This is a genomic window from Arthrobacter sp. NPDC080082 (genome assembly GCF_040686595.1).
GTDB lineage: Bacteria > Actinomycetota > Actinomycetes > Actinomycetales > Micrococcaceae > Arthrobacter.
Genome location: NZ_JBFBKQ010000007.1, coordinates 157,973 through 177,481 on the forward strand (window position 1 = coordinate 157,973; position 19,509 = coordinate 177,481).

Below are 19,509 nucleotides of genomic sequence, written 5' to 3' on the forward strand. Positions count from 1 at the left end.
GGCCCGGCCAGCAACCGGGTCAGCGGTAGCCGGGGCCCAGGACGACGACCAGGGGCATCTTGAAATCGGCCGAATCGACCAGGGTGGCGATTCCCAGCAGGGCGGCGAGTTCCTGGGCATTGGCCTTCTGCGCGGCGCCGTTGTAGTAGACCACGGAGGTCTGCTGCCGCGGGCCGGTCCAGTTGCCGAGCGGGCCCAAGACCCACCCGTCGGAGGTGACCGTGCTGCCGACGCGGCCGGCGAGGCCCGCCGTCGTCGTGCCGTTGTAGACCGCCACCGGCTGCGTCTTGTCGACGGCGGCCGCGGTTGCCGTCGGGGCCGGGGTGGTGCCGGAGGAAGCGGCAGCCACCGTGCTGCCCGGGTCGCTGGTGGGCGACGTTGTCGGCTGCGCGGTCGGGGCCGCGGTGGGCTGCGCGGTGGCGGACGCGGCTGCCGTGGCGCTGCTCTTATCCGCGGCCATCGCCGTTCCGCCGGCGGGACCAAAGCCCAGCCGGGGCAGCAGCAGGAAGGCAACCAGGCCGACGGCCAGGGCGAACGCTCCTACCGACAGGATGGGTGCCAGTCCGCGGGACCTGGCGGCCGCGACGGTGCGGTGAACCCCTTGGCGCGTGGAGGTCTCCGGGACCCGGTCGAATTCATCCCGTGGGTATCTGGTCATGGTGAAGCGCTGTCCTTGCTGATTTCTAGTGGTCCGCGGCCGGAACCGGTGCAGATTCCGGGACTCCGGCGCCGCGTTCTGCCCGGGGCGTACCCGGCGGGTTCAGGCGTCCGAACCCAGGCGCCGGGCCGTGCGGGCACGTTGTCGTGACGTACGTAGTCTACGCAATCGCTTCACCAGCATCGGGTCATGGGCCAGCGCGGCCTCGGTGTCGATGAGGGCGTTGAGGATCTGGTAGTAGTGCGTGGCGGACAGGTCGAAGAGTTCCCGGACGGCCTGTTCCTTGGCCCCGGCGTACTTCCACCACTGCCGTTCGAGGCCCAGCATTTCCTTGTCGCGGCTGCTCAGCCCGGACTCGTCCGGTCCGGCTTCCCCGTGGCCTGCGTCGACCGGAACCTCGTCCGCCGTCGCGTTCTCCGGCACTGCTTCGGCCACGGCTCACTCCCTGCTCGCTGTTGTGGATTCCTCCCCAATGCTACGGGCGAATAACAGCCCTGTCATTCGGCCGGCGCCGTGCCGCGCCGGAGGTCTGCCCGGATCGCCGGCCCGAAACGCCACCGCTCGCGCCTGCCAGAATGAAGGGGTGAGCGAATTCCCGCAGGCCGAAGCGCTGTTTCCCCTGGATGCCGTTTCCGGCCCGACCGTTGGGGCGCCGCAGGGCTCCGACGACGGCGGCGTCGGCGGTTTTGCCGCGCTGGTCCAGCGCCCGCTGGGCGAGCTGGTGGCCCCGGACTGGGCTGCCGCCCTGGAACCCGTGGAGCCGCAGCTGCGCCGGGCCTTGGAGTTCGTCGCCGCCGAGGCCGCGGCAGGCCGCCAGGTCCTGCCGGCTCCGGACCGGCTGCTCCGGGCCTTCCAGCAGCCACTCGCCAGCGTCAAAGTGCTGATCGTGGGCCAGGACCCCTACCCCACCCCCGGCCACCCGATCGGGCTGTCCTTCGCCGTCGAGGGCCACACCCGTCCCCTCCCCCGCAGCCTGGCCAACATCTACAAGGAGCTCCACGCCGACCTGGGCCTGCCGCCGCGGATCCACGGCGACCTGAGCCGCTGGACGGGGCAGGGCGTGCTCCTGCTGAACCGGGCGCTCAGCGTGCGCGCCGGCGCCGCGGGATCGCACCGGAACAAGGGCTGGGAAGAGGTCACGGCCGCCGCCATCCGCGCCGTGGCGGCCCGCACGGACGCCTACGGCGGGCCGGTCCCGCTGGTCGCCATCCTGTGGGGCAAGGACGCGGAGTCCGTCCGGCCCCTGCTCGGAGGGACCGCCGTCGTCAGCAGCCCGCACCCAAGCCCGCTCTCGGCCGCCCGGGGATTCTTCGGATCCCGGCCGTTCAGCCGGGCCAGTGAGCTGCTGGTCGCCCAGGGCGCGGAACCCGTCGACTGGGAACTGCCGCCGCTGCCCTAAGCCTTCCCAGAGCCTCCCGAGCCCGGCGCCACCCCAGCTTCCCGGCTGTCCGGGGACGGCGGTCCCGGCGCCCCTGGACAGACAAGAAGGAGGTCCGGTTGGCTAGGCTTAGCCGCATGACTTCTGTACCCGCCGCCACCTCCGCCAACCGGAACTCCCGGCCCCAGACCACCCTGACGGTGCTGCGGCGCGAGCAGCTTTCACCGCACATGGTTCGGATCATCGCCGGCGGCCCCGGCTTCACGGACTACCGCAACAACGTGTACGTGGACCGCTACGTCAAGATCGCCTTCCCGCAGCCCGGCGTGGACTACCCCCAGCCGCTGGATCTCTGGGCCGTCCGCGAGACCCATCCCCGGGAGCAGTGGCCCTACACCCGCACCTACACGGTCCGCTGGGTGGACGAGGCGGCGCAGGAGCTGGCCATCGACTTCGTGATCCACGGGGATGAGGGGCTCGCCGGGCCCTGGGCCGCGTCCGCGCGGGAGGGGGACGCCCTGATCTTCACCGGCCCGGGCGGCGGCTACAACCCGGACCCGCAGGCGGACTGGCACCTCTTCGCCGGGGACGAATCGGCGCTGCCCGCCATCGGCGCGGCCTTGGCGGTTCTCCCCCGCGATGCCCGCGGTCTGGCCTTCCTGGAGGTGGGCTCCGCGGCGGACGTCCTGGCCCTGGCCGCCCCCGCCGGCGTCGAACTGCGCTGGCTTTTCCGCGGAAACAACACGGGGGCCGACGACGAGCGCCGCCTGGCCGACGCCGTCGGGTCCGCCGACTGGCCGGAGGGACGCCCCTCGGTCTTCGCGCATGGTGAGCGGGGTGCCATGAAGGCCCTGCGGGAGGTGTTCTTCACCCAGCGGGGGCTGGAACGCGGGCAGGTCTCCCTCTCCGGTTACTGGGCCCGCGGCCGGGTGGAGGACGACTTCCAAGCCGAGAAGAAACTCCCCATCGGCAAGATCTGAGTGCCCGGCAGCCCGCTGACGGCCGCTGCCGCCGGGCGGGGACGGACTAGCGGCGGCGGGCCCGGCGCCGTTCGTTGCTGGCCTAGCGGCGGCGGGCCCGGCGCCGTTCGTTGCTGGCCAGGCTGCGGGTCAGCGGCCGGGCCAGGGTGTCGCCGAGGACGATTCCCGCGGCGACGCCCAGCACGATGGCGCCGGCGTTCAGCATCCCGCCCGCGCCCATGAGGATTTCCTGCTCCTCGATGGTCAAAACATACATGGACCGGAATATGGTCAGGCCGGGCAGCAGGATCAGCGCCGCGGGCACGGCCACCACCAGCTGCGGGGCACCCATCCTCAGGGCCACCACCCGGGCCAGCAGGCCGATGACGACGGCGGCGAGGGCCGGGGCGAAGCGCGGCCCGATGCCCAGTTCCGTGCCGCCGATCAGGACGAGGTGGCCGACGACGCCGACCGCCGCCGTCGGCAGCAGCAGCTTCAGGGAAGTCTGCTCCGTCACGCCGATTGCGACGACGGCGATCGCCACCAGCGGCACCAGCACCCAGAGCGGATACCTCGGCGGGAATGTTTCGGTCACGTCGATGGACTGCATGCCCGTCATCGCCCCCACCACGAAGCCGACGGCGATCCCCGAAACCAAGGCGCCGAAGGTCAGCATGGTGGAGAGGAACCGGCCGGCGGCGGTGACGGGGAAGCCGTTGATGGCATCCTGCACCGAGGACACGAGCCGTCCCGTGGGCAGCAGCAGCAGGATGCCGCCCACCACCACGATCGCCGGGGCGATGGTGATCCCCACCGGGCTCCCGAACCGCCAGAGCAGCAGGGCGATGATGGTCACCACGAAGGAGCAGGAGGCGGTGATGAAGAAGTCCGGGGTACGCCAGCGGCCGAGCTGCCGGGCCAGGAGGCTGACTAGGAGGTTGGACAGGAACGCGATCCCGGACGCCGCGATGCCGCCGCCGAGTACCGCCACGAAGACGGCGGAGAAGACGCCGAAGGCCACGGTGACCATCCAGCGCGGGAACGGCTTGGCGCTGTGAGTGATCTCCTCGAGGCGCCGGGCGGCCTCCTCGCGGCCCACCCCGCCGGCGACGATGTCGGTCACCAGCTGGTGCACCTCGGCGAGGCCGGCGTAGTTGTTGGTCCAGGACCGGACCACGCGCAGCAGGGAGAGCGGCGTCTGGTCCTTCGGGGCGTAGTTGATTGCCACCGACTGGTTGGTGATGTCCACCTCGATGTTCTTCAACCCCAGGGCGGCGGTCACCGCAATGATGCTGGTCTCCACCTCGAGGGCGCCGGCGCCGTACCGGAACATCGATTCCGCGAGCTTGAGCGCGAAGTCAATGGTTTTCCGGGCGGACGCGTCCACGCCGCCGACCTGGATCATCGGGTTCGCGTACGGGCTGCCGGCGAGCCGATCCACGATGCTCAACGGCGCCGTCGGCGGGTTCTCCCCCTGGACCAGGCGGCGGAGCATGCGCCGGGCGGCGGCGTTCTGCCGCACCTGCATGGCCGACATCGGTTCGGTGCGGGGCAGGCCGTCCGTCTGCGGTCCGCGGCGGCCCTCGGGGGTCTTGTTCATCCCGGCCATCTCACTTCACCTTGCTGGGCGGTCTAGTAGAACTGCTGGCCGGTGCGGCGCGTGTAGAGCTGGCGGGCGACCCGCTCCCCCGCTGCCGTCCAGGCCTTGTACTTCAACGGGCTGAGGACCTGGTCGTAGCAGCCGACGAAGTCCGTGACGGTCTTACTGAAGCTGGTCTTGAACAGGCCCAGGCCGTGGAAGGGGTTGGACGTGTCCTTGAGCTTGTCGCTCGGCGGGGTGCCGCAGAAGTCGTACTCGGTGCAGCCGAGCTCCTTCAGCTGGTTGATGGCGGTCCACTGGACCAGGTGGGAGTCGCCGTACTGGCCGCGCTGCTGCAGGGAGCCGCCGTCCTTGTACGTTCCCTTGCGGCCGTAGTTGATGACGAAGGCACCCACGGAGGGGACACCGTTTTCGTAGACGAACAAGAGCCGGCCCTGGCCGCGCTTGAGGAAGTTGGTCCAGAAGCGCTGGTAGTACCCGAAATCCCGGACGCGGACCTGGGACTTGGCCTCGACGGTGGTGCTCATCAGGCCGTACATGGCCCGGAAGTTCTCCTCCGTGGGCTCGACGTTGTGCACTTCCACGCCCTCGCGGATGGCGCGGCGGACGGCGTTCCGGCCGCGGGAGTGCAGGTTGCGCAGCAGCTGGTTCTCCTCCGGGGAGATGTCCAGCAGGGCGGTGGAATCGTTGGGCTGCAGGTTGTGCGTCTTGACCAGGCCCGCGCCCGCGATGACACGACGGGCGTCGTCGGAAAGGACGACGTCGGGCTCGATCTTGATCGCGAAGACGCCCAGCCGGGCGCGCTTGACGAAGTCGGCGTTGGCCTTGGCGATCCCCGGAATGTCCTCGACGGAGGCGACGCCGGGTCCCTTGATCATGTACCAGAGCTTGCCCAGCACGGGGAAGCTCTTCTCCAGGACCAGGTTGTAACTGGTGTAGTCGGCCGTCTCGTACACCAGGTGCAGGGGCTTCCAGCCGTAGTGCTGCTTGACCTCGGCAAAGGCCTCCGACTGCAGCAGGTTCCCGCCGTTGGGATTCGCGGTGACGCGGGCGTCCCAGGTGGCGACCTCTTCGGCGGAGGCAAAGCGGGCGGTGAATTCTCGCAAGGGTGCGGTATCCAATCTTTGCGGGACGAGCTTCGGCGGCATGGCTGGCATGCACCACCAAGTCTATCGGCGTCACGGGTGGCCGGGGCGCCGACCCTGTGGCCGCCACCGGCGCCCGGGCTAGGCTGAAGGCATGCAACCACAGCCGGAACTAGGCGCCTCCCGCCCGGCCGGCCCGGGCGCGTCGGCGCACCGCGGAGCCGGCGCCCAGGTGCTGGGCCTGCTCGTTCTGCTCGCCGCTTCCGCGCTGGTGGCCGGACTCGGCGGGCTGGCCTCCGCCAGCAACGTTGACGGCTGGTATGCCGGGGCGGACAAGGCCCCGTGGTCGCCGCCGAACTGGGTATTCGGACCGGTCTGGACGCTGCTCTACACCGCCATGGCGGTGGCGGCGTGGCTGGTGTGGCGCACCCGCGCCGAGGGCACCCGCCGGGCGCTGACCTTGTACGCCGTCCAGCTGGTGCTGAACCTGCTGTGGACGCCGGCCTTCTTCGCCCTCTACCCGGCCTTGGGCACGCCGGCGCTGTGGATTGCCCTGGCCATCATCGTGGCGCTGGCCGTGGTCCTGGCCGCAACGCTGGTCCGCTTCCGGTGGATCAGCCGCCCGGCCGGGTTGCTGCTGGTCCCCTACCTGGCGTGGGTGGTCTTCGCCTCGACGCTGAACCTGTGGGCGGCCGTCACCAACTGAGCGGGCGCCTCAGCACTCCACCACGTTGACGGCGAGGCCGCCCATGGCGGTTTCCTTGTATTTGGAGCTCATGTCCTTACCGGTCTCGCGCATGGTCACGATTACCTCGTCGAGGGAGACCCGGTGCGACCCGTCGCCCCAGAGCGCCATTTTGGCGGCGTTGATGGCCTTGGCGGCCGCGATCGCGTTGCGTTCGATGCACGGGATCTGCACTAGTCCGCCGATCGGGTCGCAGGTCAGGCCGAGGTTGTGTTCCATCGCGATTTCCGCGGCGTTCTCCACCTGCTGCGGGGTGCCGCCCATGACCTCGGCGAGGCCGGCGGCGGCCATCGACGACGCCGACCCGACCTCGCCCTGGCAGCCGACCTCGGCCCCGGAAATGGAGGCCTGTTCCTTGTAGAGGACACCGATGGCACCCGCGGCGAGCAGGAACTTCACCACCGTCTCGTCCCGGTCCTGCTGGGTGGCCTTGTCCATGCCGGGGGCGAAGTGTAGCGCGTAGTAGAGCACGGCGGGGATGATCCCGGCGGCGCCGTTGGTGGGTGCGGTGACGACGCGGCCGCCCGAGGCGTTTTCCTCGTTGACGGCCAGGGCGATCAGGTTCACCCATTCCTGCCAGTACTTCGGGTCCCGGAAGTCGGGGTCTTCCTCGCAGCTTTCCTTCATCAGCCGTTCGTGCCAGTCCGGGGCGCGACGACGGACGTTCAGGCCCCCCGGCAGCAGGCCCTTGCGCTTGAGGCTGACGGCCACGCATTCCTCCATGACAGAGTAGATGTGCAGCAGGCCGGCGCGGATGTCCTCGGCGGTGCGGCTGTCCTCCTCGTTGACCAGCATCACGTCGCTGATCCGCAGGGAGGTGTTCCGGCAGTGCTCGAGCAGTTCCGCGGCGGTGCGGAACGGCAGGGGCAGTTCCTTCTTGGATTCGTCGAGTTCCTGCTGCGCCGCCTCTTCCTCGCCCTCGCGGACGATGAAGCCGCCGCCGACGGAGAAGAAGGTCGCCTGGTGCAGGACGCCGCCGTCGGCGTCGGAGACGGTGAACGTCATCCCGTTGGTGTGCCGGGGCAGTACCGTGAGGGGGCGGAGGACCATGTCCTTGACCCCGTAGGGAAGGTCGACGGCGCCGGCCAGCTGCAGCGTCCCGGTCCCGGCGATCGCGGCGAGCCGCTCCTCGACCTCGTCGGGGAGGATCTTCTCGGGGTGGTAGCCCTCGAGGCCCAGCAGGATGGCGGTCATGGTGCCGTGCCCGTGCCCGGTCGCGGCCAGCGAACCGTACAGATCCACCCGCAGCGAAGCCACCCGCTCAAGGTCGCCCGACGCCTTCAGCTCCTCGGCAAACACCGCAGCGGCCCGCATCGGCCCCACGGTGTGCGAACTCGAGGGCCCGATCCCAATCGAGAACAGATCAAAGACGCCTACAGCCATTACTAAATCCTAACTAAACACTGCTTAAGTGAGCTTCGCCGTCGGGCCGGCTTGGGTGGGAGTGCACCGGACATCCTCTGCATGCTGCTCCTTCGTCGCTTTGACGCATGCTGCCGGATGCCCGTCACCCTCCCTTGGCCCGTCACCTTTGCGCTGTGGTCCCGGACGCCCATTTGAGTGATGCCAACGGCAAGCGTCCCCCGAGGGGGCGGCGGAGCCGGGCTTTTCGAAAGCGTGCGTCTAAGCGAGGTACGAGCGAGCACGCGTGAAAAGTCCGGTCCGCCGGCCCCGGAGCCGACCACGGAAGCAGGCACGGGAGCCAGCAACGGCAGCCTGCACCGGGGGACGGAGAACGAGGGGCGAGTTAGCCCAGGTTCGTGACCGACGGGTAGAGCGGGTGGGCGGCGGCGAGGGCCTGGACCCGATCGCGGAGCCCGGAGAGGTCGGCGTCGGCGTCGGCCATGAGGGCCTCGGCGATGATGTCCGCCACCTCGGTGAAGGCCGCCTCGCCGAAGCCGCGGGTGGCCAGGGCCGGGGTGCCGATCCGCAGCCCGGAGGTGACCATTGGCGGGCGCGGGTCGAACGGTACGGCGTTGCGGTTGACGGTGATGTCGATCGCGGCGAGCCGGTCCTCGGCTTCCTGGCCGTTGAGTTCGCAGTCGCGCAGGTCCACCAGGACCAGGTGCACGTCGGTGCCGCCGGAGACCACGGAGATGCCCTTGGCGGCGACGTCGTCGCGGGTGAGACGGTCGGCGAGGATCCGGGCGCCGGCCAGGACGCGTTCCTGGCGCTCCTTGAACTCGGCGGACGCGGCGACCTTGAAGGCGACGGCTTTGCCGGCGATGACGTGCTCCAGCGGCCCGCCCTGCTGGCCCGGGAACACGGCCGAGTTGATCTTCTTGGCGATGTCGGCGTCGTTGGAGAGGATGATGCCGCCGCGCGGACCGGCGAGGGTCTTGTGCGTGGTCGACGTCGTGACATGCGCGTGCGGCACCGGGGAGGGGTGCAGCCCGGCGGCGACGAGGCCGGCGAAGTGCGCCATGTCCACCATCAGGTAGGCGCCGACGGCGTCGGCGATCCGGCGGAATTCCGCGAAGTCGAGCTGGCGGGCGTAGGCGGACCAGCCGGCGACGATCAGCTGCGGCTTGTGCTCGTGCGCCAGGCGCTCGACCTCGGCCATGTCGATCCGGTGGTCGTCCTCGCGCACCTGGTACGGGATGACGTTGTAAAGCCGGCCGGAGAAGTTGATCTTCATGCCGTGGGTCAGGTGGCCGCCGTGGGCCAGGTTCAGGCCCATGATGGTGTCGCCCGGACGGATCAGGGCGTGCATGACGGAGGCGTTGGCCTGGGCGCCGGAGTGCGGCTGGACGTTCGCGAATTCGGCGCCGAACAGGGCCTTCACGCGGTCGATGGCGAGCTGCTCGATCACGTCGACGTGCTCGCAGCCGCCGTAGTAGCGCTTGCCCGGGTAGCCTTCGGCGTACTTGTTCGTCAGGACCGAGCCCTGCGCCTGCATGACCGCGCGGGCGGTGTGGTTCTCGGAGGCGATCATCTCCAGGCCGTCGCGCTGGCGGGCGAGTTCGGCGTCGATCTTCGCGGCGATCTCCGGGTCCAGCTCCGAGAGGTCCGCGTCCAGGGACGGGGAGACAACCTGTTCAAACGCTGCGGTGTGGGTGCCTGCGGCCGCGCTCACAGTTCGCCGCCGTTCTTGGAGGCGTAGTCCTGGGCGGAGAGGAGCGGTCCGTCGGAGACGGCGGCGACCTTGAAGAGCCAGCCGGCGCCGTACGGGTCGCTGTTGATCAGGGCCGGGTCGTCGACGACGGCGGAGTTGGTCTCGGTGACCTCGCCGGTGACGGGGGCGTACAGGTCGGACACGGACTTGGTCGACTCGACCTCGCCGCAGGTCTCCCCGGCGGTGACCGTGGAGCCGACCTCGGGCAGGTCGACGTAGACGATGTCGCCGAGGGCGTCGGTCGCGACGGCGGAGATGCCGATGGAGACGACGTCGGTGCCGTCCTCCCGGGCAACCCACTCGTGCTCGTCGGAGTACTGCAGTTCAGGAGCTACTTTTGCCATGAAAAATTCCTAAGTTTAGAGGGTAAAAAGCCTAACGTGTGGGCGCACCCCTGGAGGGCGCGCCCACGGAGTGTTACTTCTGGCGCTTGTAGAACGGCAGAGCGACGACCTCGAACGGTTCGGGCTTGCCGCGCAGGTCGATGTCCAGGGCGGTGCCGGGTTCGGTGTAAGCGACGTCGACGTAGGCCATGGCCACCGGGTAGCCCAGGGTGGGTGAGGGCTGGCCGGAGGTGACTTCGCCGACGACGGCGCCGTCCTTGAGGACCGGGTAGTGGCTGCGTCCGGCGCGGCGGCCGAGGCCCTTGAGCCCGACGAGGCGGCGGCCGGTGGTGGTGCCGGCGCCCGCGTCCTTCTTGGCGGCGAGCGCGGCCTTGCCGACGAAGTCGGCCTCCTTGGAGAGGGCGACGACGGGGCCGAGGCCGGCGGCGAAGGGATCGCCCTGGAGCGAGAGTTCGTTGCCGTAGAGCGGCATGCCGGCCTCCAGCCGCAGGGAGTCACGGGAGGCGAGCCCGGCCGGAGTCAGTTCCCCCTCCTCGGCGATGGCGATCAACGCCTGCCAGAGGGCGGCGGCGTCGTCGTTGTCCACGAAGATCTCGAAGCCGTCCTCGCCGGTGTAACCGGTACGGGCGAGCAGCAGGTCCTTGCCGGCGCCGGCAACCATGAAGGGCACCTCGACGGCGGCGTAGTACTTCAGGCCGGTGACGAGTTCGTGCTGGGCGGCGGGAACCAGGCGGAGCAGGATGGCTTCGGCCTTGGGGCCCTGGACCGCGACCAGCGAGATCTCGGCGGACGCGTCCCGGACCGTGACGTCGAAGCCGCCCTCCCGGGCAGAACCGGCCCGCTCCGCCAGGGCCGCGGCGACGACCTTGGCGTTGCCGGCGTTGGGCACCACGAGGAAGGCGTCCGTACCGTCGGCCCCCGCCGGGCGGCGGTAGGTGATGAGGTCGTCGATGATGCCGCCGTCTTCGTTGCAGATCAGCGAGTACTTTGCCTTGCCGACGGCCATGGCGGAGATCTTGCCAACCAGGGCGTAGTCGAGGAAGGCCGCGGCCTCGGGGCCGGTGACCCAGACCTCGCCCATGTGGGAGAGGTCGAACAGGCCCGCGGAGGCGCGGACGGCGTGGTGTTCGGCGAGCTCGGAGCCGTACTTCAGCGGCATCTGCCAGCCGCCGAAGTCGGTGAAGGAGGCGCCGAGCTTCTTGTGCTCTTCGTACAGGGCGGTGTAGTTCTCAGTCATCGGTGGCCTCAGTTTTCGAATTCGGACAGCGGCGGGCAGGAGCAGATCAGGTTGCGGTCCCCGGCGGCGCCGTCGATCCGGCCGACCGGCGGGAAGTACTTGTCCTGCTTGAGCGTGTGGACCGGGAAGACGGCCTGCTCGCGGGAGTAGGAACGGTCCCAGTCCGTGCTGATGGTCGCGGCCGCGGTGTGCGGGGCGTTGCGCAGCGGGCTGTGCTCGACGGTGAAGTCGCCGTGGGCGACCTGGTCGATCTCGGCGCGGATCGCGATCATCGCGGTGATGAACCGGTCGATCTCGCCGAGATCCTCGGATTCGGTGGGTTCGACCATCAGGGTGCCGGCCACGGGGAACGCCAGGGTGGGGGCGTGGAAGCCGTAGTCGATCAGGCGCTTGGCGACGTCCTCGGCGGTGACGCCGGTCTTGGCGGTGAGTTCGCGCAGGTCCAGGATGCACTCGTGCGCCACCAGGCCGCCCTCGCCGGTGTAGAGCACCGGGAAGGAGTCGTTCAGGCGGGCCGCGATGTAGTTGGCCGCGAGCAGCGCCGACTTCGTGGCCTCGGTCAGGCCCTCGCCGCCCATGAGCTTCACGTAGGCCCAGGAGATGGGCAGGACGCCGGCGGAGCCGTAGCGGGAGGCGGAGATCGGGGTGTTGTCAGCGCCGTTGGCCGGATCCGCCGCGTTGCCGGGCATGAACGGTGCCAGGTGGGCCTTGGCGGCGACCGGGCCGACGCCGGGTCCGCCGCCGCCGTGCGGGATGCAGAAGGTCTTGTGCAGGTTCAGGTGCGAGACGTCCCCGCCGAACTGGCCCGGCTGGGCGAGGCCGACGAGGGCGTTGAGGTTGGCGCCGTCGATGTAGACCTGCCCGCCGGCGGCGTGGATCGCGTCGCAGACCTCGCGGACGTCGGCGTCGTACACCCCGTGCGTGGACGGGTAGGTGATCATGATGCAGGACAGGGCGTCCTTGTGCTGCTCGATCTTGGCCTGCAGGTCGGCGTGGTCGATGGTGCCGTCGGAGTCGGTGGCGACGACGATGACCTTCATGCCGGCGAGCACCGCGGAGGCGGCGTTGGTGCCGTGCGCGGAGGCCGGGATGAGGCAGACGTTGCGCTGCTCGTCGCCGCGGGAGAGGTGGTAGCCGCGGATGGCCAGCAGGCCGGCGAGCTCGCCCTGGGATCCGGCGTTCGGCTGGATGGAGACCTGGTCGTAGCCGGTGATCTCGGTCAGCTGCGCTTCGAGGTCATCGATCAGTTCGCGCCAGCCGGCGGTCTGGGATTCCGGGGCGAACGGGTGGATGGAGGCGAATTCCGGCCAGGAGATGGCTTCCATCTCGGCCGTGGCGTTCAGCTTCATGGTGCAGGAGCCCAGCGGGATCATGGTGCGGTCCAGGGCCAGGTCGCGGTCCGAGAGACGGCGGATGTAGCGCAGCAGCTGGGTCTCGGAGCGGTGGGTGTTGAAGACCGGGTGCTGGAGGTAGTCGGAGCTGCGTTCGACGGCGGAGTCCAGGGCGAAGGCAGTATCCGTGCCTGAGGCAGGGTCGGCCACGCTCGCGCCGAAGGCGGCGACGACGTCGGCGACGATCGCCGTCGTCGTGGCCTCATCGGCGGAGATGCCGACAGTATCGGCGTCGATGGAACGCAGGTTGATGCCCTTGGCGTCGGCGGCGGCGATGATCTCGGCGGCCTTCCCCGGCACCGAGACGGTGACGGTGTCGAAGAACGAGGTCTGCAGCACGTCCAGGCCGGCGGCCTTCAGCGATGCGGCGATGGTCCGGGCGTGGCCGTGGACGGTCTCGGCGATGGCCTTGAGCCCGTCGGGGCCGTGGTAGACGGCGTAGAACGAGGCGACGATGGCCAGCAGCGCCTGCGCGGTGCAGATGTTGGAGGTGGCCTTCTCGCGGCGGATGTGCTGTTCGCGGGTCTGCAGGGCCAGGCGGTAGGCGGGGATGCCGGCGGAGTCCTTGGAGACGCCTACCAGGCGGCCGGGCATGGAGCGCTCCAGGCCCTTCTGGACTGCCATGTAGGCCGCGTGCGGGCCGCCGAAGAACAGCGGTACGCCGAAGCGCTGGGCGGAGCCGACGGCGATGTCCGCGCCCTGCTCGCCGGGAGGGGTGATCAGGGTCAGGGACAGCAGGTCAGCGGCGACGGTGACGAGCGCGCCGCGTTCCTTGGCCTCGGCGATCACGGCGGAGTGGTCGAGGACGCGGCCGGAGGCGCCGGGCTGCTGCAGCACGATGCCGTTGATGGCACCCTCCGGGAGACCCTTGGACAGGTCGGCGACCTCAACCTCGAAGCCGAGGGCCTCGGCGCGGCCCTTGACGATCGCGATGGTCTGGGGCAGGCAGTCGGCGTCCATGACGGTCTTGCCGTCGCGGGCGTCCTTATTTTTGTTGGCCCGGCGCATCATCAGCACGGCCTCGGCGACGGCGGTTGCTTCGTCCAGCAGCGAGGCGTTGGCGATCGGCAGGCCCACCAGGTCCTGGACCATGGTCTGGAAGTTCAGCAGGGCCTCGAGCCGGCCCTGGGAGATCTCGGGCTGGTACGGGGTGTAGGCGGTGTACCAGGCCGGGGCTTCGAGGATGTTGCGGCGGATGACGGCCGGGGTGACGGTGTCGTAGTAGCCCTGGCCGATCATCTGCACGGCGGTCTTATTCTTGGCGGCGAGCTTGCGCAGCTCGGCCAGGACCTCCACCTCGCTCAGCGCGGCGGTCAGTGCCAGGCCGGAGTCCTGACGGATGTCCTTGGGAACGGCGGTGTCAACGAGCGCGTCAACGGTGTCGTAGCCGACGGCCTTGAGCATGGTCTCGACGTCGGCCTGGCGGCGGGCGCCGATATGCCTGTCGACGAAGGACGTGGAGGCTGAGGTAACGGTCACAAGGAACTCCATAACTAAGGCGGCGCAGGGTACGCCGCAGTGATTCGGGTTCCTCCCCGCTCTGTATTGGACCTGAGAGTTTCCGCGGGACCCTTGGCGGGGTCCCGCTTGCACCGTCGGTGAGCGCGGCATCCCGGGGGACTTGTGGCGCGCTGCTTTCCAGAGTGGCCTCGCCGCGGCGGTACATGGGCCTGAGAGATTCCTGGGGAGGATTTGCTCCTACGGCGCCTGCGTGTACTACTGGCAGGACTCTCCCGCCGCAGATCAAAGGCATATTCAGTTGCTCGTGACCATGGTCACAGCATTCATTGTCCTACGCCGGAGCCCGCCTCCGCAAACTTCATTTCTCCCCGCCCGACGCTCCCTCACTTTCGGCGCGGTTTCCCGCGACCCTCCCTCACCTCCGGCTTACATTTCCACGACGCTCCCTCAGGTTCGGAGGTTAATTCCAGAAAGCCCGCTCACCCGACTTGCGGGTGCGTCCCTCAAATGAACGCCGGACGTGAGGGAGCGTCGGCCGGAGTGACGCCGGACGTGAGGGAGCGACCGCCGGAGAAGCACCAAATCTGAGGGAGCGTCCGCTGGAGTGACGCCGGACGTGAGAGAGCATCCGCTGGAGTGCCGCCGGACGTGAGGGAGCGTCCCGTTGAGTGACGCCGGACGTGAGGGATCGTCCACTGGAGAGGTGCCGGACGTGAGGGAGCGTCCTTAGGGGCGGAGGCGGTCGACGGCGGCGAGGAGGCTCTCGACGTCGTCGTCCACCGCCAGCGGCGTGGCACCCGCACTGCGGGCCAGCATGGCGTTGAAATACAGCCCGTCCCCCATGTAGAGCACAGCCTTGGCCATTCCGGGCCCGACGTCGGCGGCGAGCAGTTCCAGCCAACTGGCCTGCACACCGGCCATGCGGCGCAGGGTCTCGGCGTGCGCCACCTCGGCGAGCCGGGTGGCCGCGACGAAGACCCGGTCCAGGGCGGTATCAGCCCAGACCGAAGACCTAATGAAGTAGGCGGCGGCGCCCTCCGGCGCCGCGGCCATGGCGGCCAGGTCCTCGGCCAGCAGCCGGTCCAGCCGTTCCAGGAGGACCGCGATCATGGCCTCCTTGTTCGGGAAGTGGTACAGCAAGCCGCCCTTGGAGACCCCGGCCCGCTTTGCCACCGCGTCGAGGGTGGCGGCCCGCTCCCCCTCGGCAATGAGCAAAGATTCGAAGGCGTCGAGGACGGCCTCGCGGGCGACGGGTTTCCTGGGCATGGCTCCCATCATGCCCGGTGGGCGCCGGATTTCTTAACTATACCGTCCAGACGGTACAGTTATTCGGATGAAGACCTTGCTTCCTGATGCCGGGCATCCCGCGACGCGCTCCCGGGCGCCGTGGCGGGACTGGCTGGCGTTGTCGCTGCTGATGTTCCCGGTCCTCCTGGTGGCGGTCGACAACACCGCACTGACCTTTGCCCTGCCCGCGATCGCCCGGGACCTGAATGCCACCGGCGTCCAGCTGCTCTGGATGGTCGATGTGTACCCGCTGGTGCTCGCAGGCCTGCTGGTTGCGATGGGCAGCCTCGGGGACCGGATCGGCCGCCGGCGGCTGCTTTTCACCGGCGCAGCCGGCTTCGCGGCAGTGTCCGCCGCGACGGCATTCGCCCCCGGCCCCGAGTGGCTGGTGGCCGGCCGTGCGGCTCTGGGGTTCTTCGGGGCCATGCTGATGCCCTCCACGCTGTCGCTGATCCGGAACATCTTCCCGGAACCGAACCGGCGTCGCCTGGCGGTGGCCATCTGGGCAGCGGGCTTCTCCGGCGGCGCGGCCCTGGGTCCGGTGCTGGGCGGCTGGCTGGTGGAGCACCTCTGGTGGGGCGCGGTATTGCTGATGGCGGTTCCCATCATCGTGCCCTTGCTGCTGCTCGGGCCCTCCTTCATCCCCGAATCCCGGGACCCGAACCCCGGGCCGGTGGATCTGCCCAGCATCGCGCTGTCCATGCTGGCCATGGCGCCGACCGTCTACGGCATCAAGATGCTGGCCGTGGAGGGTGCGGGCCCGGTGCCGCTGGCGGCCCTCGGCGCGGGGCTGGTCATGGGGTACGCCTTTGTCCGGCGGCAGCGCAGGCTTGCCGCGGGCGCAACCACCGCTCCCCTGCTGGATCTGGGCCTGTTCGGCAATCCCGTGTTCAGCACGGCCATCACGGCCAACGTCCTGGCGTTGTTCTCCTACAACGGCTTCATCCTCTTCCTTGCCCAGCACCTCCAGCTCCTGGAGGGACAGACACCGTCCGAGTCCGGGCTGGCGATGGTGCCCGCGCTGGCCGCGACCGTGACGGCCGGGCTGCTGGTGGTCCCGCTGGTGCGGAAGGTCCGGCCCGGGTTCGTCGTCGCCGGCGGCCTGCTGTTCAGCGCCGCCGGGTACGCGCTGGTGGCCTTCGGTGGCCACAGTTCCGGGCCCGCTATGCTGCTGGCGGCACTCCTGGTGCTGTGCCTGGGTGTGGGGGCGGCCGAGACCATCTCCAACGACCTGATCCTCGGCGCCGCCCCGGCCGCAAAGTCGGGCGCCGCGTCGGCGATCTCGGAGACCGGGTATGAGGTCGGGTCGCTGCTGGGCACGGCCGTGCTGGGCTCCATCCTGACCGCGTCCTACCAGCGGAATCTGGTCCTGCCGGCCGGCCTCCCCCAGGCCGACGCGGCCGCCGTGGGCCAGGCCCGGGAAACCCTGGCCGGGGCGGCGGAGCTGGCCGGGACGCTGCCCGGGCCCCTGGCCGACGCCGTGATGACCGCCGCGCGCGCGGCGTTCGATTCGGGTGTCCACATCACCGCGGCGATTGCGCTGGTCCTGATGGCCGGCGCCGCCGTGCTAGCCGCCGTCGTCCTCCGCCGGGTGCCGCGGGCGCACTGACCGGGCCCATTGACCCACGCCCACTGACTCGGACGCCCCAGAGGACACCAGCGGCCCGGCGCCAGCCCAAAAAACGGCAGCGTCCGACGCCGGACTCCCGGGGCCGGACGCTGCTCCGTGTGTGTTCCGGTTTAGTTGCCGGCGTCCGGCGTCGTGACGGAGGCCGTGGCCCGCATGGTTTCGGCGTTGACCAGCCAGGCGAACTGCTCGAGCTTGGCGATGAAGGCGTGCAGCAGGTCCGCGGTGGTGGGGTCCTCCTCGTCCACCTCGTCGTGCACCTTGCGCATGGTGCCGACCGCGGCCTCCAGCGCGGCCACGATCTTCTCGATCGCGTCCTTGGTGTTGATCAGGCCGGTGGGAAACTCGGGCAGGGCGGTGGTCTTCGACACCGTCGAGCTGCGGCCGTCCGGGAGGGCATGCAGGGCCCGCATGCGCTCGGCCATCTCGTCCGCGAAGGTGCGGGCGGCGTCGATGATCTCGTCGAGCTGCAGGTGCAGGTCGCGGAAGTTGGTGCCGACGATGTTCCAGTGCGCCTGCTTGCCCTGGACGTGCAGTTCGATCAGGTCCACGAGCACGGCCTGCATATTGCCTGCGAGGGTGGGTGTTGCTTTCATGAATCCTCCTTGGTGGAGCGTCTGGACGGGCTGATGCCACAGACGCTACCGCAGGCAGGAGACGGCAGGGAGGGTTTTCACGATTAGCTTAGTAAGTGAACTTACTAAGCTGGATTCGGGGTCTAAACGGCCTGATTCAGCGCGGGTCCCTGCGGGAATATCGCCCGCGTGATCCCGCCGGCGGTGGCCTCGGACAGCTGGGCCAGGTAGTCGTTGCGGCGCCGAGGCGTGATCCGGGATTCGGGCTCGAAGCCGCGGTCCGGGTCGTCGGCGTAGTGCGCGGTGAGACCGTCGCGCATCAGCCGGATGGCTTCGGCGCGCTGCTGGGAGACGGCGGCGTGGGTGGAGCCGAGTTCCGCGGCGAGGTCCTTGACGGTCCGGTCGCCGAAGTAGATCTCCTCCACCACGTAGCGCATCCGCTCGGGCAGCGACTTCACGGCGGCGCGCAGGTACTGGAGCCGCTCGTCGGCCAGGACCGAGCTCTCCGGGGACAGCGTTTCGGCGGCCAGGGTATCGACGACGGCGTCGTCCAGCGGGGTGAGGGTGCGCGAGGCATCCGCGAGCGCTGCCTCCACGACGCTTTGCTGGACACCGAGGGCCGCGGCGATCTCGTCGACGGTGGGGGTCCGTCCGAGGGCGGAGGCCAGGGTCTCCTGAACCGACATGGTCTCTTTGATCCGGCGGCGTGCCGAGCGCGTCGCCCAGTCAGAGGCACGCATCTCGTCGGCAAATGCGCCGAGGATGCGGCGGCGGGCGAACGCGCCGAAGGGAACCCCGAGCTCGGGGTCGAAGGAATCGGCCGAGGTAATCAGGGCTACGGCACCAGCCGACGCCAGGTCATCGCGCGAGAGGTGGGACGCCTTCGAGCACAAATCTGAGACGAGGTAGCCAACCAGCGGAAGGTGCTGAGTGACCATCTCGTTGCGTTCCACGCGATTCAATAGTGTGTCCCCCCATGAGACCGGTTCAGGAGCTGTAAAACAGCGGAAGCCGCATCCCCAAACGGCCCCGTGCTCCCCCCATGGGAGTCGGTCTTCGACGGTCGGGTGCAGCACCCAGATCGAAACCTATCACCTGATCCGGAATCTGCGTGTACCCTCAGGAAAAAGCTTGGCCGAAAATGCGGAAAGCCGTCATACGGCCGGGATGGCAAGGGAATGGGGCCCATGGGTGCGGGGGATCTTTCGGCGGCGCTGTGGCAGGAACGCCGGCAGCTTGAGCTGCTGTTGTTCCGGCTCGAAACGCAGCGCCTCCATCTGGCCGCCGGCAACCTCGCCTGGCTGAATTTCACCTCGTCCGAAATCGAAGCCGTGCTGGACCGGCTCCGCTTCGAGGCGCTGGCCCGCAACGTCGAATCCGCGGCCGTGGCCGGTGAGTGGGGCCTCCCGGCGCAGGCCACCTTAGTAGAGCTGATCGCCGCCGCGCCGCCCGGCGCGTGGCCCGCGGTCCTGCAAGATCACCTCGACGGGTTGCGGGCCCTGCTCCGGCGGCTCGCCGCTGCCTCCGCCACTAACGAAACTGCTCTCCTGGGGCTTGAACCGCCGGCGGCCGCGAGCTCCGAGGCGATGCTCGACCAGCTGACGCTGGCCGCCAACATCGAACGTGCCCTGACCATCACCCGGCGCGCCGCACAGCCGCTGATGGCCCAGTACCTCGGGGACGACGCGAACTCGCTCTAGCCGTTGGCGCCGGCAACGGGTTCGGCATCGGATGCCGGTGTGGCTGGGTTGGACTGTACCGGTGTGGCGGGAACCGGTGCTGACGGAACCGCCGTGGCGGGTGCGGGAGCCGGCGCGAGCAGGCCGCGCAGCGCGTCCTCGGTGCCGGACCCGTCGTCGGCTCCCGCTTGGGCGGCCGCGAGGTTCGCCGCGGCGATCGCCTCGATGACTTCACGGCGCTGGATCGGGACACCGCGGGGTGCCTCGATGCCGATCCGGACGCCGTCGCCGCGGCCCTCCAGAACAGTGATGACGATGCCGTCGCCGATCATGATCTGTTCGCCCGGCTTGCGTGTGAGTACCAGCAT

At 69.6% G+C, this 19,509-nt stretch carries 18 protein-coding genes and 1 riboswitch; of the genes, 5 read left to right on the forward strand and 13 right to left on the reverse strand.

The genetic code is table 11. The features are described 5' to 3' along the window. Positions 1 to 19 precede the first annotated feature (19 nt). Positions 20 to 658 (reverse strand): LytR C-terminal domain-containing protein, encoded by a 639-nt coding sequence (locus AB0O44_RS15000; protein WP_364138759.1) that lies wholly within the window; start codon positions 656 to 658, stop codon positions 20 to 22. Positions 659 to 760: 102 nt separating this feature from the next. Continuing rightward, a complete protein-coding gene (locus AB0O44_RS15005) occupies positions 761 to 1,006 on the reverse strand; it encodes a DUF3263 domain-containing protein (RefSeq protein ID WP_364138853.1) in 246 nt (81 codons plus the stop codon). A gap of 235 nt (positions 1,007 to 1,241) precedes the next feature. Between AB0O44_RS15005 and AB0O44_RS15010 the strand changes: the two genes are divergently transcribed. Continuing rightward, positions 1,242 to 2,057, forward strand: coding sequence for a uracil-DNA glycosylase (locus AB0O44_RS15010; RefSeq protein ID WP_364138761.1), 816 nt, complete (start codon positions 1,242 to 1,244; stop codon positions 2,055 to 2,057). Between the two features lie 116 nt (positions 2,058 to 2,173). Further along, on the forward strand, positions 2,174 to 3,016 hold the full coding sequence (locus tag AB0O44_RS15015; RefSeq protein WP_364138763.1) for a siderophore-interacting protein: 843 nt from the start codon (positions 2,174 to 2,176) through the stop codon (positions 3,014 to 3,016). A gap of 82 nt (positions 3,017 to 3,098) precedes the next feature. Here the strand turns inward: AB0O44_RS15015 and AB0O44_RS15020 are convergent, their stop codons facing one another. Beyond that, positions 3,099 to 4,595: a threonine/serine exporter family protein gene (locus AB0O44_RS15020; protein WP_364138764.1), complete on the reverse strand. Its 1,497-nt coding sequence runs from the start codon at positions 4,593 to 4,595 to the stop codon at positions 3,099 to 3,101. 32 nt (positions 4,596 to 4,627) lie between these two features. Continuing rightward, positions 4,628 to 5,701 (reverse strand): peptidoglycan bridge formation glycyltransferase FemA/FemB family protein, encoded by a 1,074-nt coding sequence (locus AB0O44_RS15025; protein ID WP_364138766.1) that lies wholly within the window; start codon positions 5,699 to 5,701, stop codon positions 4,628 to 4,630. Between the two features lie 133 nt (positions 5,702 to 5,834). Between AB0O44_RS15025 and AB0O44_RS15030 the strand changes: the two genes are divergently transcribed. After that, complete coding sequence (locus tag AB0O44_RS15030; protein WP_364138768.1) at positions 5,835 to 6,386, forward strand: TspO/MBR family protein; 552 nt, start codon at positions 5,835 to 5,837, stop codon at positions 6,384 to 6,386. A gap of 9 nt (positions 6,387 to 6,395) precedes the next feature. Here AB0O44_RS15030 and AB0O44_RS15035 read toward each other — a convergent pair whose 3' ends face one another. The 6 genes from AB0O44_RS15035 to AB0O44_RS15060 form a co-directional block, all read right to left on the reverse strand. Next, the gene (locus tag AB0O44_RS15035) at positions 6,396 to 7,808 is read right to left on the reverse strand and encodes an L-serine ammonia-lyase (RefSeq protein ID WP_364138770.1); all 1,413 of its coding nucleotides are present in this window, start codon (positions 7,806 to 7,808) and stop codon (positions 6,396 to 6,398) included. A 364-nt stretch (positions 7,809 to 8,172) separates the two neighbouring features. After that, positions 8,173 to 9,501 carry a serine hydroxymethyltransferase gene (gene glyA, locus AB0O44_RS15040; RefSeq protein ID WP_364138772.1) on the reverse strand — a complete coding sequence of 443 codons (1,329 nt, stop codon included), beginning with the start codon at positions 9,499 to 9,501 and terminating at the stop codon, positions 8,173 to 8,175. Beyond that, a complete protein-coding gene (gene gcvH / locus AB0O44_RS15045; protein WP_364138774.1) occupies positions 9,498 to 9,884 on the reverse strand; it encodes a glycine cleavage system protein GcvH in 387 nt (128 codons plus the stop codon). Before gcvH ends, glyA begins: the two co-directional genes overlap by 4 nt. 73 nt (positions 9,885 to 9,957) lie before the next feature. Continuing rightward, the gene (gcvT, locus tag AB0O44_RS15050) at positions 9,958 to 11,121 is read right to left on the reverse strand and encodes a glycine cleavage system aminomethyltransferase GcvT (RefSeq protein ID WP_364138776.1); all 1,164 of its coding nucleotides are present in this window, start codon (positions 11,119 to 11,121) and stop codon (positions 9,958 to 9,960) included. Between the two features lie 8 nt (positions 11,122 to 11,129). Further along, the gene (gene gcvP, locus AB0O44_RS15055) at positions 11,130 to 13,991 is read right to left on the reverse strand and encodes an aminomethyl-transferring glycine dehydrogenase (RefSeq protein ID WP_364138778.1); all 2,862 of its coding nucleotides are present in this window, start codon (positions 13,989 to 13,991) and stop codon (positions 11,130 to 11,132) included. Positions 13,992 to 14,160: 169 nt separating this feature from the next. Then, positions 14,161 to 14,258: riboswitch (glycine riboswitch) on the reverse strand. Positions 14,259 to 14,699: 441 nt separating this feature from the next. Then, entirely contained in the window at positions 14,700 to 15,239 is a 540-nt protein-coding gene (locus AB0O44_RS15060; protein ID WP_290258729.1) for a TetR/AcrR family transcriptional regulator, read from the reverse strand. Between the two features lie 67 nt (positions 15,240 to 15,306). Here AB0O44_RS15060 and AB0O44_RS15065 point away from each other — a divergent pair, with 67 nt between their 5' ends. After that, on the forward strand, positions 15,307 to 16,869 hold the full coding sequence (locus AB0O44_RS15065) for an MFS transporter (RefSeq protein ID WP_364138780.1): 1,563 nt from the start codon (positions 15,307 to 15,309) through the stop codon (positions 16,867 to 16,869). A gap of 131 nt (positions 16,870 to 17,000) precedes the next feature. On the opposite strand, the gene AB0O44_RS15070 is transcribed toward AB0O44_RS15065, so the two are convergent. Both AB0O44_RS15070 and AB0O44_RS15075 read right to left on the reverse strand, forming a co-directional pair. Further along, positions 17,001 to 17,483, reverse strand: coding sequence for a DNA starvation/stationary phase protection protein (locus AB0O44_RS15070; RefSeq protein ID WP_364138782.1), 483 nt, complete (start codon positions 17,481 to 17,483; stop codon positions 17,001 to 17,003). Between the two features lie 122 nt (positions 17,484 to 17,605). Then, positions 17,606 to 18,424 (reverse strand): sigma-70 family RNA polymerase sigma factor, encoded by an 819-nt coding sequence (locus AB0O44_RS15075; RefSeq protein WP_290258733.1) that lies wholly within the window; start codon positions 18,422 to 18,424, stop codon positions 17,606 to 17,608. A gap of 216 nt (positions 18,425 to 18,640) precedes the next feature. On the opposite strand from AB0O44_RS15075, the gene flgN reads away from it, so the two are divergent. Next, a complete protein-coding gene (flgN, locus tag AB0O44_RS15080; RefSeq protein WP_290258734.1) occupies positions 18,641 to 19,162 on the forward strand; it encodes a flagellar export chaperone FlgN in 522 nt (173 codons plus the stop codon). Here flgN and AB0O44_RS15085 read toward each other — a convergent pair. After that, positions 19,159 to 19,509, reverse strand: coding sequence for a carbon storage regulator (locus AB0O44_RS15085; RefSeq protein WP_364138783.1), 351 nt, complete (start codon positions 19,507 to 19,509; stop codon positions 19,159 to 19,161). The genes flgN and AB0O44_RS15085 overlap by 4 nt on opposite strands.